We start from the raw sequence: 16,061 nt of genomic DNA, 5'->3' as shown, positions 1-16,061 counted from the left end.
CTTAAAAACATTTAATCTTATAAAATAAATTGTATTAAAATTAGTAAGGTATATATATTATAAGAGAACATAATCAAATAATATTTTTGATATAGCAAATAAGAATATGTAGAAAGATAATGCTCAAAGCATATATACAGATATCAAGCATATTATATAAGTGTATTTATTCTAAAAATAAGCTTAAAAAGCTAAGTAAAATATATTCAGAACTCAACAATTTTAGTGGAATCCACTCTAATATATATAATATTTTAAGGAATTTTTTATGAGTATCTATGCGTGGTGCTTTTGTCTAATGCTTGGAAAGAGATAAATTAGTTAATGCAATAGCATCACTCCAGACAATTTTAACATCTTTACTTAATGTTTTGTGGAGATAAATGTCTTAATTTTTCATAAATATTTTTAGTTGTAAAAATGATATCAATTATTATAAATATATACAAGTTAAAGCATGTTATCTTGTTTAAGTAACATAATATATTAACTGAAAGATAAAAATAGAAAAATGTTCAATATATTTTATGCTGTCTTAGATATAAAAATAATAAGTCATTCATGTAGTGCTTAAAGATTATTGCTGCTCATATTATATATTTAATCAAAAATGCATCTATGCTACAAAAGAATACAGATTCTTAGGAATGCATCAATTATACATTGAAATTTGAGTGCTGCACTATGCAAAAAACACTATAGATATTGATTGCACTAAGATACTATTATTAATAGTGGTCAATGCAATAAAAATGCGAAATATAGATCCATAGTAGATGTATTGCTTAATCTAAATCTTTTCATAAAGATGATTTAGATAAATTGCTGAGATCCTAACTGATAAAAAGAAAAACATATTTTATATACATTATGTCCCCATCGTCTAGAGGCCTAGGACACTGCCCTTTCACGGCAGTAACAGGGGTTCAAATCCCCTTGGGGACGCCATACTAAGTGTTGTCAAAGATATTTTTAATAAAAATATCGATGATAAAATACACAATTTATTAATTCTCTTGCAAGAAGATCAGTGGCTAATTTTGATGGAAGTAAAATCTTTCAGATTTCTTATCACAAAGTTTGCGGTAAGTTATTATCATGTATTAATCTTTTCATTTTTATAATTACAAAATCACATAGAGTACAGATTCTTCATGGAAAAGAAATAAAATATTTTAGCATCATCTAAATATAACAAAAAATAGATCAAGAAAACTTAGAATAAGTTCTTGCTTTGTGATGTACTTATATAGCTTTATCTTCTAGGAAGAATATTCTGGTGCATTTAATCTGAGTGAAAGACAAATAATATTGCTTACTTAATTTAAAATAGTTTATAGACTCCACCCCTTATCATTGCAAAATAAGATAAAACTATTTTTGTTGTTTATTTTATTAGTTGCTTAGTACACTTTTTAAATTAACATATCGTTTATACAAGGATTGCTTTAGTAAGATCTATCATACGCATATATCATCAACTTTATTAGTCTAAATTAACTGTGTTATATGATCTTGATACGCACTATATTCCTATAATTTAAACTAATACAGGCAAGGAAATTGCATCCTGTTAAACATAATAATATTAGTTGCAAAATGTATCCGAAAAATTAACCCAGAAGTTATTCTTTTATCGGTATTGCATACTTGAAAATCTGCTAGGAATGGTTCTATCACAGCATATGTGTGTTATGGTTTGTATATTTGTAATAAGAGCTTAATGTGGATAAAGTAATACTATCTCTCTTTTACTATTTTCTCGTCTGTAAGTAGAGAGAATCTCATCCTAGAAGAGTGCTAATCTCATCAAATCAACGAATCTAAATAATGGATATGATCACTAATTACTATTTGTTAAACATATCTTCTCTTATGATAAACATTGCATGGTCTTATCTGATTCTTAAGATAATATTAACAATAATCTTATATCTATATAATCAATGTTTAATTGAATTATTGATCATATCATCGAAAATTTTCTTACAAAAATCTAGATTTCTTTTCAAATGACATTATATAATTACTATAGATATGCACTAAAATTAGAAGAATTGCTGAGAGAATTATAAGAGATGAATATTATGTCATTTAGTAGCGTGCAGTTACGGTAATTCATATAACAAGAGATGTATTAATAATTCTGCATTAGTTTATATTAATTAAACCATAAAAATTGTTAGATATCCCCCTAAATAGTTTAAATTTACGTATAATTACAGTTAGAGATTTGATTGAAGTTTTATGTAAACCGTTCTAAGAAATTATAGTACCTAGCTAATATTAGATTTTAATATAAAATATATGCGCATATTCTAATAAAATTCTCTTTTAGAGATCTAGACAAATCTTATAACATTTTACATTAACTTGAGAAAGTCTCTTCATACGTGACCAAATTTTATTTTTATAAACGGTTTTAAACTTGAATATATTCAATAATGAGTATAGCTGTTAAAGCATTTTAATGCTTAATAAGAAGCACAGGTATAAATAGTAGAATCCACTTTTGTTATAATATTTCTCGTAGAGAATCACGATTGATTCAAACTACAAGATGATTTTTGTAGATATTAATTAAGTAATTTATAATTTCAGTAATCAGCACACTCCCTCATGGATTACAGATATTTCTTAAAAATAGATTATAGACAAGATGTATGGGATAAATACTATTTTAGTAGAGCTTGCAATAAGCATTGCTCTTATTATTATCTGAAGCTCAATCTATTAGAAAAATAAATACTATATTATTGTCCCTTCTATAATAAATAACCTCATTCATAAGGCTTAAAAAGATCCTTGATCGCTGCCTACTTGATGCGATATTTAACTATGTTGAATTGCTTTATGGCTGCTCTGGGTATTTTTACTTACTGCCTTCTGACTCTGTCTGTTATTAAATGATATAAATCAAATAGTGACCCCTTTATGCGTTTTTCATATATATAGAGCACTATCTTTCTGAGATGTTCTGATTGTTAACACCCCTTTTATTGTTAAATAGAAGAACAAGAGATCTAACATTATAGTGCTAAATTTGATTTTTTAATTATTTAGGAGATATAACTTACTTAAGGTCTGTTTAAAATATAAATTTTATATATGCCCTAAGTATAATATAGGATGATCTATCAGTTTTTTAAAAAGACTTATATAGAAGAGATTAACTTGATTAGATAAAGTATCTATCAAGAATGATTTACATTAGTATACAAATACAATAAATAATGTATTTTATTAAATTTTTTTAATATATGTAAAATATTTGTGCTGCTCTAAGCTAATACTGATACACATTATCAATGTACTGTCTTCCTTATTCCTTGCTTAATATTCTGTCAGCTCACATATTCTTTGATAAAAATTCTTATCTAAAGAAAATGTATAATACTAAGCTTGATTAGCATATATAATCTCGTATTAAATGAATACTAAATACTTTTAGTAATTAATAAAAAATTATTTCTGTATATAATCAATTTGAAAAAATCTCTTATAGAGATTAATTTTAATATACAACTTATTCTATAAAATAGTTTTAATATTTTAATTTATATTTCATACCTACTCATACATCATGATCAATATCCCTGCTAGGAAATGGTGAAATGTCATTTTTTACTCCTGCAAGCAAAGTAATTATGCGTCATAGTGAGAAATTAAAATTATGCTTAGTACTTTTTTCTGGTGATTTAGAAGATACTTTGCCAGCACGATTGGAAGCGGCAGATGTTATAGTTCATACCAACAAATACCACTATTGGCAGCAACTCAGCAGTATTATGGGTAAAAGATGCCATTTTGGTCTGACTGCAGATGCTAAAATGGCTGCAGTATGCGATGCTCTGATTTATTACTGGCCTAAAAATCAGAAGGAAGCAATGTTTAATTTACAAAATTTGTTATCTATATTGCCTATTGGCACTAAGATTTTTATAGTTGGTGCTAATCGCGCCGGTGTTAGAAGCTCTGTCAGTATGATCAGAGATTTTGGGAGTTTACAAAAAATAGATAGCGCATCTCGTTGTAGTCTATATTATGGTCTTTTGGAAAAGAGATCTCATTTCAGTATTAGAGATTGGTGGGGTACATATCATATAAAAGATCTTACTATTGCAACATTGCCAGGGGTTTTTGGTTGCGACGGATTAGATGCTGGTAGCAGTCTTCTACTCTCCTCCTTAAAGTTAGATAAGGAAGAAAAAGTTTTGGACATTGGTTGTGGTTCAGGTGTTTTGTCTACAGTAATAGCAAGATCTTTTCCAAAAATTCAGCCCACACTTACAGATGTAAGTGCAGCTTCATTAGAATCAAGCCATGCGACTCTCTCTGCTAACAATATTAGAGGCGAAGTGATTGCGAGCGATGTATATTCTAACATTACCGGATATTTTGATATAATTGTTTCTAACCCACCATTTCATGATGGTATGCAAATAAGTTTAACAGTTTCTGAAGAGTTAATTCACGGAGCACCTCAACATCTTAAAAATAATGGCAAACTCTGTATTGTAGCTAATGCTTTTTTGCCTTACCCAAGAATCCTTAATAAGGTATTTGGGGCTTATGAAGTATTAGCTCAAACAGAGCGCTTCAAAGTATATTTGGCTTGTTTAAAACGTACCGCTATAACTTTTAAGAATTAATTTCTTTTTTATGAGAATCTTTCTTTATCATATCCGCTGTTGGATATGATTCAATGCTATTTTATTATCTTTTTTAAACAAATTTTAAAATTATTCTCTATCATAATAACATGTTAAGCAGTTATCCATACTGTAAAAGAGGTAGTTAGCACCATTTGAATATTGTTTATTATTACCCTTGCATTCTTGAATGCAAATATAATATACATGATCTAAAACATATTTAAAAAATTATGGTGCAATATTTAAATTAGTTCTATCATCATAATGTATGATAATTTTAGTACCTTTCTTTATTTAATTGAGACAGTATTTTATAGAAAAACTCTTTTATCCATAATACTTATGCATCTCTCTTTTTTAAAAGAAAAGACTTGAATCAGTGTTTTGTTTACTTGCATCATTTCTTTATTTATTTTCTTGTTATTGTTAAGATATATGCAGTTAAATAGTTGACTATTGTACCAAGGCATGTGAAGATTAGAGCTGCTAAGATTTATTAGTATTTTTATTTTTATTACAGATTAATGTTTTCCATCAGACTAATATCTGAATTGTCTGATCTTATAAAAATAATTAATTTTAATCTTTCATAATTTAAGCAGGGTTAGTTCTTCTAGTCGGTATTTCTACCAGTTAGTATACTTAGATCTTATTTATAAGAATTTTATTCTTCTTCTAAGACAGTTACTAGTGTCTGGATTAGGTGTTAGATCATAACTGTTTAGTCATCAGGTAGATCCAGCATATGTAAAGCTATTTACCATAATCAATGGTTTAGATGAATCTACTTATATACTATTTAGGTGTAAGGAATAGCATAAGACTGTTACTAAATGCTATTCACCAGATTCTATGAAGGAATTTAGTTGTGTTATTGGCATGCTTTAAAATTAATATCTCTATAATTGACTTACTTAATACTCCATGATGCTGAGATATTGCAGAATGTTAGAAATGAGATATGTATAAACCCTGCTAGCACTAAAATTTATTATTTCATATAGTTCTGTCTATATAAGTAACTTCGTGAAATATAGCCGATATACTTATTAAAAATATTTTGTAAAATTCATAAGTTAAGAAGTAATTTACAGGGCACGATAATGAAATTACCTATCTATCTAGACTATTCTGCAACTACTCCAGTAGATCCTCGGGTAGCCGAAAAGATGATGCAATTCTTAACTTTAGATGGCACTTTTGGTAACCCAGCTTCAAGGTCTCATCTTTTCGGGTGGCGTGCGGAAGAGGCAGTAGATATCGCACGTAATAATATTGCTGATCTAATCTGTGCCGATCCACGTGATATCATATTCACTTCTGGTGCAACTGAATCTAATAACTTAGCTATCAAAGGTGTTGCCCATTTCCATCATCATAAAGGCAAACACATCATTACAAGTACAACTGAACACAAAGCTGTTTTAGATACCTGCCGTCATTTAGAACGAGAAGGTTTTCAAGTTAAGTATCTAACACCGCAGCGTAATGGTATTATTAATCTCAAAGAACTAGAGGCAGCAATTCGTGAAGACACCATCATAGTCTCTATAATGCATGTAAATAACGAGATAGGAGTTATTCAGGACACAGAAGCAATTGGTACAATATGCCATAGCCGAAATATTATTTTCCACGTAGATGCTACTCAAAGCGTAGGAAAACTACCAATAGACTTGAGTAAAGTAAAAATCGACTTAATGTCTTTCTCTGGCCATAAGATATATGGCCCAAAAGGCATTGGTGCGTTATATGTGCGTCGTAAACCACGTGTTCGTATAGAAGCCCAAATTCATGGTGGTGGGCATGAACGCGGCATGCGTTCTGGTACTTTGCCAGTTCATCAGATAGTTGGGATGGGCGAAGCTTGTTATATCGCTAAGAGAACAATGTCTACCGAAATGTCTCGCTTGCGTCTTCTCCGTAATCGTCTATGGGATGGATTGAATACAATAGAAGAAGTTTATTTGAACGGCGCTTTAGAGCACAATGTTCCTCATATCCTGAATGTAAGCTTTAATTATGTTGAAGGGGAATCATTGATTATGGCATTAAAAGATCTAGCTATATCTTCTGGTTCAGCTTGTACTTCTGCTAGTTTAGAGCCGTCATATGTATTGCGTGCTTTAGGAATAAACGACGAGTTAGCTCATAGTTCTATTCGTTTCTCATTGGGTCGTTTTACCACTGAAGAAGAGATTGATTATGTAATAGCTCTTGTTCGCAAATCTATTAGACGTTTACGTGATTTATCTCCACTGTGGGAAATGTTCAAAAAAGGAGTGGATATTCAAAGCATAGATTGGACGTCGCATTAAGATCAGTATTAAAATTTAAAGGGGTAATATTATGGCTTACAGTGATAAAGTAATTGATCATTATGAGAATCCGCGTAACGTGGGATCTTTTGAGAATGAAGATCAAACTATCGGTAGTGGTATGGTTGGCGCACCTGCTTGTGGTGATGTTATGAAGTTGCAGATTAAAGTCAATAATCAAGGTATAATTGAAGATGCTCGCTTTAAGACCTATGGCTGTGGTTCAGCAATAGCATCTAGTTCATTGATTACCGAATGGGTGAAAGGAAAATATTTGGATCAAGCTCAAGATATTAAAAATTCTGATATTGCCGAAGAACTTGCTCTGCCGCCAGTTAAGTTGCATTGCTCAATTTTAGCTGAAGCGGCTATTAAAGCAGCCATTGCTGATTACAAGACTAAGTGTTCCGTTAAGTGATTTCCGCTTTTAAGTCTCGTCTGATAGTTTTATTATAAGAGTCAAGTTATATAATTGATAATATATTATGTAATTCTCCGCTGTATGCAAATAGAAAATTAAAGTAAAGCATATATTATGTAAAAATAGTATGCTATATGCACAAAAGATCAGCTAAATAACTATTATTTATCAGTAAGTTATTTAATTATTTTGGTCTTATCATTGACTGAACAGCTCTTTCAATAACTATAAAGTATTTGTTATGTGTACGCAAATATTTAAATATTATTAAAATAATGTCGTAAACCATAATAGTTCATAGTAATTTTAAAAATTTTTTGACCATGCATTTTATTAATTAATAAACTTTCTATGCAGAAAGCTACATGTTAACGAGGGAGCATAAGAATTATTTTTAAATAAAGAATCAAAAATTAAAGACGTAATTCTATCATTCTAGAGAAACCTAGAAACTTCAATACAGGTAAAAGATTTTGAGTGTAGCTATTATTTTGAGTTACATACGCTATATTATTTTCTATATTGATATAATTTTCTTGGTTGCCAAGAATACAAGAAACGCGATGTGCTATAGCAGAACATGAATCAATCAAATTAATACCCTCAGGTAATACTGCCGCAATTTCTTTTCTTAACAAAGAAAAATGTGTGCATCCCAGCACAACCGTATCTGGCGGCTTAGATCTTGATAGCCATGGTTGTATAATTTTCTTTATTATATTATTATTAACTTCTTCACCTTGTAGTTTATGCTCGGCTAAAAATACTAGCTCAGAAGAGCCTAGCATTTTTATGTTGCATTGAGCTGCAAAGCGGGCAATAAGATTATGAGTATATGAATATCTTATTGTTAATTGGGTTGCTAAAAGTCCTATAATACCATTGTGCGTTATCTGTGCTGCAGATTTGATGGCTGGCACTACTCCAACAATTGGAATATCAAAAGATTCACGTAAATATGGTAGCGTCATTATGCTAGCAGTATTGCAGGCGATAATAATAATAGATAAAATATGCTTTTTCTGCACTGCATAAACAATTTTTAAAACTCGTTCGATAATAAAAGATTTGTTTTTTCCCCCGTAAGGAAAACCTGCATTATCAAATACATATATATAACGAATATTTGGCAGAGAATTTCGTATCTCCTTATGTACAGATAAACCACCAACGCCAGAATCCAATATAAGAGCTGTAGGTTTGAAAATATTTCCTATATTAGAGCATCTGGTTGTAGTAGGTAGAATAATCTCATATCTCTGCAGTTTATTAGTCATCATTTTATCCCGGATTCTCTTAAGAAGAGATTAGCCATTTATTATTCTTTAGTTTATTGCACTTCTTTTTTTTATTACATCAGAAGTATAAAATTTAGGTTATTTTTATAGAATATATTCTTATTTCATAACCCGAAAATTATTATGTTGATGAGATTTATTTTGATCCTAAAATTTTGCAGCCTTTCACAGATGCTTTTCAGGTTTTCATATTACTGTGAAATATATTATACTCATGAAGTATTTATTCAAGCATGTGGTAGATAAGATTAATCTTAATACATACAATATGGCTTGTTGTTTGAAATTTATTCAAGTTTATTGGGAGACAGATTATAACTTCCGTAGATTCTTTGTGGGATCTTAAAAGATGATTATGATTGTAATTTACTGATATATTCTATGCTATTGCATGGTATATTTTTCTATTTATAATAGACTTACCTTTTTCTTATCTCCTACGACGAGTTATAAACATAGCATCCCCGTAACTAAAGAAATTGTATGCTTTCTCCACAGCTGATTTGTACGCACGCATGGTATTTTTATATCCTGCGAATGCGGCAACTAGCATGATTAGAGTTGATCCAGGCAAATGAAAATTAGTTATCATAGCATCTATCACTTTATATTGATATCCGGGATGAATAAACAGTTTAGTCTCATTTAAAAAAGGTGCAATAAATTGATTGTTTACTGCTGAAGCAGCACTCTCAAGAGAGCGTACAGATGTGCTACCAACTGCTACAATTCTATTCCCTCTCTCTTTACAGGCTAACACAGCCTCTACCACTTCTTGCGGAACCTCCACATACTCAGATTGCATAGCATGCTTTTCAATGATTTCTGTACGTACTGGCTGGAAAGTGCCAGCGCCAATATGTAGCGTTAGAAACACTATTTTTACCCCTTTAGCTCGCAGTTTTTGTATGAGCGATTTATCAAAGTGTAAACCTGCGGTAGGAGCAGCAATCGCACCAGGTCGTGTGCTATATACTGTTTGATAAAGTTCACGATCTATGTTTTCATCAGGACGGTTTATATAAGGCGGTAAAGGAATATGACCAGCAGATTTCAGAATAGTAAGAACATCACGATCATCTTCAAATTTAAGTTCGAATAGTGTATTATGGCGTGCAACCATGATTGCGCTAATTTCATCTCGTTGATCCCTTAGAATAATTTTAGATCCTGGCTTAGGTGGTTGAGATGCGCGCACATGAGCTAATACCCTAGTCTGATCTAAAAGGCGTTCTATTAATACTTCAATCTTGCCACCACTGGCTTTGTGCCCAAATAAACGCGCAGGAATTACGCGAGTATTGTTCAAGATAAGCAGATCGCCCGATTTTATTTTATCTAAAATATCGGTAAATATTCCATGCTCTAATTCTCCGGTTACGCCATCCATAGATAATAAACGGCACGAGCTGCGATTTTTCTTTGGATATTGAGCAATGAGATTCTGTGGGAGTTCGAATAAAAAATCAGAAACACGCATTCTTCTTCTGCACTCTATAGACATCCTGCCAAGGAAATATAAAGAATTATATTATTTTGATTGTTGCAATAGCTAATTTTATTCCATAGAAGTTACATACTCTTGCCTAGCAAGGGCATGTAACGGGAAAAATATTGTCTATTGTTCTAAACAATTCCTTTATATAATAAAAGATGATATATATTATATTCTACAACAAGAATAATGAACAATAAAATCTTTCCGTATTATTTTTTTGAATAAATTCAGCTGATTAAGAATTACTTATAATTAATAAATATTTTGACTGCTTATCTGTATTTTAACAAAAATTTTAGATTAATAATGATAATGTTAAGCTAAGATAAATAGTGTATATTTTAACAATAATTCATCAAAAGATTCCTTTCAAAAAAGATTTTGATACAAATTGTGTTTCATCTCTTAATTATGTTGTCATCGAAGATTTTTGGTTTTTCTATTTTCAGACAGATAAAAATATAGTAAGGAGTATTGCTATCATGATATTCAATAGGAAGGTCATGACAAAGATTTTTCATGGATATCTTAATATAAAAATGAATAATTTATCTTTTAGATTATTCGCCTAACCTAAGATTTTAATACTTATAAATACAAATTATTCTGTTTGTACATTGTATATCTATGTATATCATCTTTCTACTAATTTCATTATGATATAAAGATATGCTAACGAGTTGATTGGCTTATAAAAGAAATCTAAAATATTATATTCTTGCGGTATAGCTGACCAACATATCTATTCTAGAATTAGGTGGTATTAAATTTTATTGCATCTTTGATGCATCTTACAGACAAATATGATCTTACATGACCCTTCGATAATGATAAATACTAGCTATAAATTCCAGCTATCTTTACGATGAACTACTCAATAAGTATATAGCAAGCGCGTAATTAGTTTGTAGAAAAGAAAATATGATATTCGAAGTTATTTAATGAACTACAGCATTATTTAGAGAAAAATATTGTTATTTTATGGGCATCTGATTTTGCGTATTATGGGGCTCATATTACGCAAAGAATTATAATAATTGAATTAGCTAATTAAGATCCTTTCTTAGTATTTTTTGTATATAAAATTACTAAAATAGAGTAAATATTACTATCTTCTTGATTAATGCACTTAAAAAGTTTATATGAATTATATTCATAGGTCATAAATTGAATAGCATGAAGAAACTAAACGTATAGCTCTATCTTACTAGAGCTTTATAAGGATTTATAATATATTGTTTTTCATTTTTCTGTTTGCCTTATGAGCAAGACTAGACTAGTGTGCTTGCTCCCAGTTTCTGCCGGTACCAATCTCTACTACAATTGGAACGGTTAATCGTAGATCTGCTTCCATGATTTCACGAACTTTTTTTGTACTTTGTTCTATTGCTGACTCATGAACTTCAAATACTAATTCATCGTGCACCTGCATAATCATGCGAACTAATATAGTTTTTTGCTGCATTAACCAAGTATCTATAGAAATCATAGCACGTTTGATTATATCAGCTGCAGTGCCCTGTATTGGGGCATTGATGGCCGAGCGCTCTGCAGCCTTGCGACGGACAAGGTTACGAGAATATATATCTGGTAGATACATACGTCGTCCTTCTATGGTCTCAACATAACCCTTATGAAATGCATATTGATGCATGCGTTTTGTATATTCAAGGACTTGAGGGTAGCGCGCGAAATATATATCTATATGACTTTGTGCTGCAACATGCGTAATATTTAGCTGACGCGCTAATCCAAATGCACTCATGCCATACATCAATCCAAAATTGATAGCTTTTGCATCTCGTCTTTGTACTGTACTAACTTCCTCTAATTTTATTCCGAACATGTCTGCTGCTGTTGCACAGTGAATATCTTTTCCCGCATTAAATTCAGCTATCAACATTTTATCACCAGATAAATGAGCCATGACACGTAGCTCAATCTGTGAGTAGTCAGCAGCAAGAATTTTATAGTTTTGCGGCGCAATGAATGCATGGCGAATCCTTCGCCCTTCCGCACTCCGTATGGGAATATTCTGCAAATTTGGATTGCTAGAAGAAATGCGTCCGGTTGTAGTAACTGCTTGGTGATACGAAGTATGTATGCGACCGGTATTTGGGTTGATCATTTGTGGTAATTTATCGCTGTAACTACCTTTTAACTTTGCTAAACTGCGATGCTCTAAAATGATACTGGGTAACTGAAATCCTTTTGCAGCTAGTTTGGTTAACACCTCTTTATCGGCTGAGGGGGCTCCTCCTAGGTTTTTTCTTATAACGGGTAATTTTTGTTTTTTAAAGAGAATACATTGTAGCTGTTTTGTAGAATAAAGATTAAAGAGTTCACCCGCGTCTTTATGCGCCCTTTTCTCTAGCTCATATAACCGATCCCCTAGATTCTTTGATTCTTTGCTTAAGATATTGCGATTTATCAGTACACCTGTGCGTTCCATACGCGAGAGTACTGGAACACATGGCATGTCAATCTCAGTAAATACTTTTTTAAGAATGGCTATCTTTTTTATTTCTGGCCAGAGCTTAAGATGCAGCTGCAATATCAGATCAACAGCCTCTAGATTGCAAATAGGATCCTGCTTAAAAGTTATCTTATGAGATATCTCCTGATATTCTTTGTTTCTCTTAATATTTTTTAAAAATATAGCTGTCCTATTGAGGTAACGTGCAGACAAATGAGCTAAATCATAAGACCCATGGCTACTATCAAGATTATATGACTCTATCATTGTGTCAAAAGCTATACCCTGCAGTTTAATGCCATAGCGCGCCAGCAAGCTCTGATCATATTTTAGGTTTTGTCCTATCTTTAGGAGGTAAATATCCTCTAGTAATGGCTTTAATTTTTCTAATGCATTATAATAATTAACTCGTTCTACAATATCGGGCACATAAAGAGAATCGAGGCTAACTGGAATATATGTTGCTAAACCAGGAGTAATAGCAAACGATAAGCCTACTAGATTGCCAGTAATCTCGTCTAGAGAGTCAGTATGAGTGTTGAAGGCAAAAATCTTAGCTGTCTTCAAACTTGCAATTAAAGCACAGAGTGTAACATCATCTATAATAATTTTATAGTTCTGCGTCGTTAAAAAATCTGTAGCTTTTTGAGCAATGTCAAGCATATTTTTATTATTATTTTTCTCTGATTGGTGTGCTTGTATTATTTTTTTTTTATCTCTTAACCAAGATCCATTTTTAGCATTTTCGAGCCATCTTTTAAATTCATACTGGCTAAAAAGGTCATATAATGTTGTAGTCTCTATTGGTTTAATTCTAAGATCATCATAAGTAGTATTGAGTTTAACGTCTGTTTTAATAGTTGCTAGCAGATACGAGAGTTCTGCTTTGTCTTTATGTAATTTTAATTTTTCAGCAATATTTTTAGCGCCACGAAAACTTAATGTAGCAACTTTGTCTAAATTTCTGTATATTTGTTTTAAGTTTCCGATACCTTTTAATATTGCATGTGCTGTCTTCTCTCCTATATTTGGCACGCCAGGAATGTTATCTGAAGAGTCACCCATGAGTGCGAGTAGATCAATAATTAACTCTGGAGGTACTCCGTATTTATCATACACCTCTTTCGGCCCTAGTCTCCTATTGTTAATAGTATTTATTAGTGTGATATTAGGGGTTACTAATTGAGCCATATCTTTATCAATAGTGCTTATGAGTACATGATGACCAGATTTTTCTGCGGAACGCGCAAGAGTTCCGATGACGTCATCTGCTTCAACACCAGAAATTGTCATCAGTGGCAAGCCAAGAGCTTTTATTATTTTGTGTAGCGGCTCTATTTGATCACGTAAATTATCTGGCATTGGTCTACGATGAGATTTATATGATGAGAATAGCTTATCACGGAAGGTCTTGCCTTTAGCGTCAAATATAATAGCTATATGGGTTGGTTGATGGCATAGTATGAGACTGCGTAGCATGTTTAACACCCCATATATTGCTCCGGTAGGTTCACCAGCAGAGTTAATTAATAAGGGAAGAGTATGATATGCACGATATAAGTATGATGATCCATCAACTAGTATTAAGGGACAGGTAAGCATTTTATTCATCTTGTATCTTAATCTTATTATAGCAGGTTATAGATTTTCATACCTCTAGATAAAGCATCTCATGTTGGACGTATAGCAAGTGATACTTATAACTTAATATTCAGACAATATTTTTAGTAGTTTGTTTATAGAATTATTATGAGTTTCATTAGAAATGATATAAGATTATCACATAATAATATCAGTAAATAATTATTTTATGATACTTGAACTACACATTACATATCTTATGTAGTAAGATGCTTTTATTTGGTTTTTGCTTCTTTTGACTCTTTTGCTATACAGGTTAATATAGCCTTTACTATATTACTTTTCAAAAATATGTATAATCATTAATTATAATTGCTCTTGTTAATTTTTTAAGGATGTTAATATCATTGATATAAGGATAATAAATATTAACACAAATTATTTTCTTAGGGGGTTTACTATATCTTGATTGATCTTTAACAATCTTTAATAAAATATTTAGTTAGACTGATCCCTGTACAGCGACTCTCTGTAGAATGTATCCTAAATAAAAATTATAGTTTTAATCCCTATTATTAACAGAATTATTGAGCTTGAAACATCAATAATATCTATATAAAGAATAAGTATGTGGTGCCATATGCTGATATTGCTAGATTATTTAAGCTACATTCTTTTTCATAATTATAATACATAGTAAGCAAGAAGTATAATCATTCGAAAGAGAGGGGGATACTTAATACCTTACTTAGCATTCCTGAACGATATCAAGTATCAAGTGACTTATTTTTATTTTTTCATGAGTATTAGCCGTGCTAATAGAATCGTGAATTTATTAATAAAGAGATAAAATTTTTGCGAATAAGCTGTTGTATTTGTATTAGTTTATGAACAATTTCCTTCTAACTAACAATATCTATAATCTAATTCTAATAATAAATATAATTAGTTCTTGTTAGAAAGTCACAATAATGAATGATATTACCTATTGATATTATTATGAATAGATAGGGCAACAAAAAATATTAATATCTTATCACGTGTGCAATTATAGTATAAAAATATTTTAAGGTAATGCCTTATTAAAATTACTATATTGAGTTGTATAAGTTATAATACTAAAAGGATCCATTAGATCACGCGTATAGATCACCCATTAATGTAATGATATTGCGTAAGACCCTGATAGCATATCTGCTTTCATTAAGAAATTGTATATGGATTTATTACAGTATATTATCTCTTGATATATTTCTGCTATCATATCATTCTTGTTTTTCATTTATCTTATAAAAATGATGCTTATTATGAAATAAAGATAATTTGATTACAGAAAACCATGACTACCAAGTAGTGTAACGAATCTAACGATATATAAATCCTTCTCGTTGTATCTACGTATTATTTATCTTTTCTTTAGATAAGTGATTATATTAGAGAATATATAATGTCATAATAGTGTTTCCTATCTAGATATAGTTATTTGAATATTTCTAGTTTCATTAATTATTAATTAAAATAAACTTTATCGACAAGTTTTAATGTGCATGACATTATCTTTAAAAGATGATTGTAAATTTTTATTTTTTTATGCTATGAAAGATATTATATCGAGAAGCATTTTAATATTCTTATAAAATGCCTTATTTCAGCAATTACGCGAATTAATTTAATTTAATTAGATAATTTTAGAGCAAATTATAGGCCTGTCATAAAGCATGCTTGATTTGATCTTATAGTCTGTATATATAAATATTTTGACATTTTACTCTAATTACACACGATCATGTTTTGATTGATGAGTTATATAATTT

At 30.7% G+C, this 16,061-nt stretch carries 6 protein-coding genes and 1 tRNA gene; 4 read left to right on the top strand and 3 right to left on the bottom strand.

Translation table 11 applies throughout. From position 1 onward, the window contains the following. The first annotated feature begins 872 nt into the window (after positions 1-872). The 4 genes from KTT71_RS03285 (at position 873) to iscU (ending at position 7,391) form a co-directional block, all read left to right on the top strand. Positions 873-948: transfer RNA gene (locus tag KTT71_RS03285), tRNA-Glu, on the top strand. Positions 949-3,614: 2,666 nt separating this feature from the next. Next, the gene (rsmC, locus tag KTT71_RS03280) at positions 3,615-4,652 is read left to right on the top strand and encodes a 16S rRNA (guanine(1207)-N(2))-methyltransferase RsmC (protein ID WP_216782417.1); all 1,038 of its coding nucleotides are present in this window, start codon (positions 3,615-3,617) and stop codon (positions 4,650-4,652) included. A 1,106-nt stretch (positions 4,653-5,758) separates the two neighbouring features. Further along, positions 5,759-6,973, top strand: coding sequence for an IscS subfamily cysteine desulfurase (locus tag KTT71_RS03275; protein WP_216782416.1), 1,215 nt, complete (start codon positions 5,759-5,761; stop codon positions 6,971-6,973). Between the two features lie 31 nt (positions 6,974-7,004). Further along, positions 7,005-7,391, top strand: a complete 387-nt coding sequence (gene iscU / locus KTT71_RS03270) for a Fe-S cluster assembly scaffold IscU (protein WP_216782415.1) — start codon at positions 7,005-7,007, stop codon at positions 7,389-7,391. A gap of 416 nt (positions 7,392-7,807) precedes the next feature. On the opposite strand, the gene murI is transcribed toward iscU, so the two are convergent. The 3 genes from murI to polA form a co-directional block, all read right to left on the bottom strand. Further along, positions 7,808-8,674 carry a glutamate racemase gene (gene murI, locus KTT71_RS03265; protein WP_320412171.1) on the bottom strand — a complete coding sequence of 289 codons (867 nt, stop codon included), beginning with the start codon at positions 8,672-8,674 and terminating at the stop codon, positions 7,808-7,810. 448 nt (positions 8,675-9,122) lie between these two features. Then, a complete protein-coding gene (queA, locus tag KTT71_RS03260; RefSeq protein ID WP_216782771.1) occupies positions 9,123-10,172 on the bottom strand; it encodes a tRNA preQ1(34) S-adenosylmethionine ribosyltransferase-isomerase QueA in 1,050 nt (349 codons plus the stop codon). A 1,294-nt stretch (positions 10,173-11,466) separates the two neighbouring features. Continuing rightward, on the bottom strand, positions 11,467-14,277 hold the full coding sequence (gene polA, locus KTT71_RS03255; protein WP_216782414.1) for a DNA polymerase I: 2,811 nt from the start codon (positions 14,275-14,277) through the stop codon (positions 11,467-11,469). Positions 14,278-16,061 lie beyond the last annotated feature (1,784 nt).

The organism is Candidatus Profftia tarda (genome assembly GCF_904848675.1).
Taxonomy (GTDB): domain Bacteria; phylum Pseudomonadota; class Gammaproteobacteria; order Enterobacterales; family Enterobacteriaceae; genus Profftia; species Profftia tarda.
This window is presented reverse-complemented; position numbering and strand designations above follow the sequence as displayed.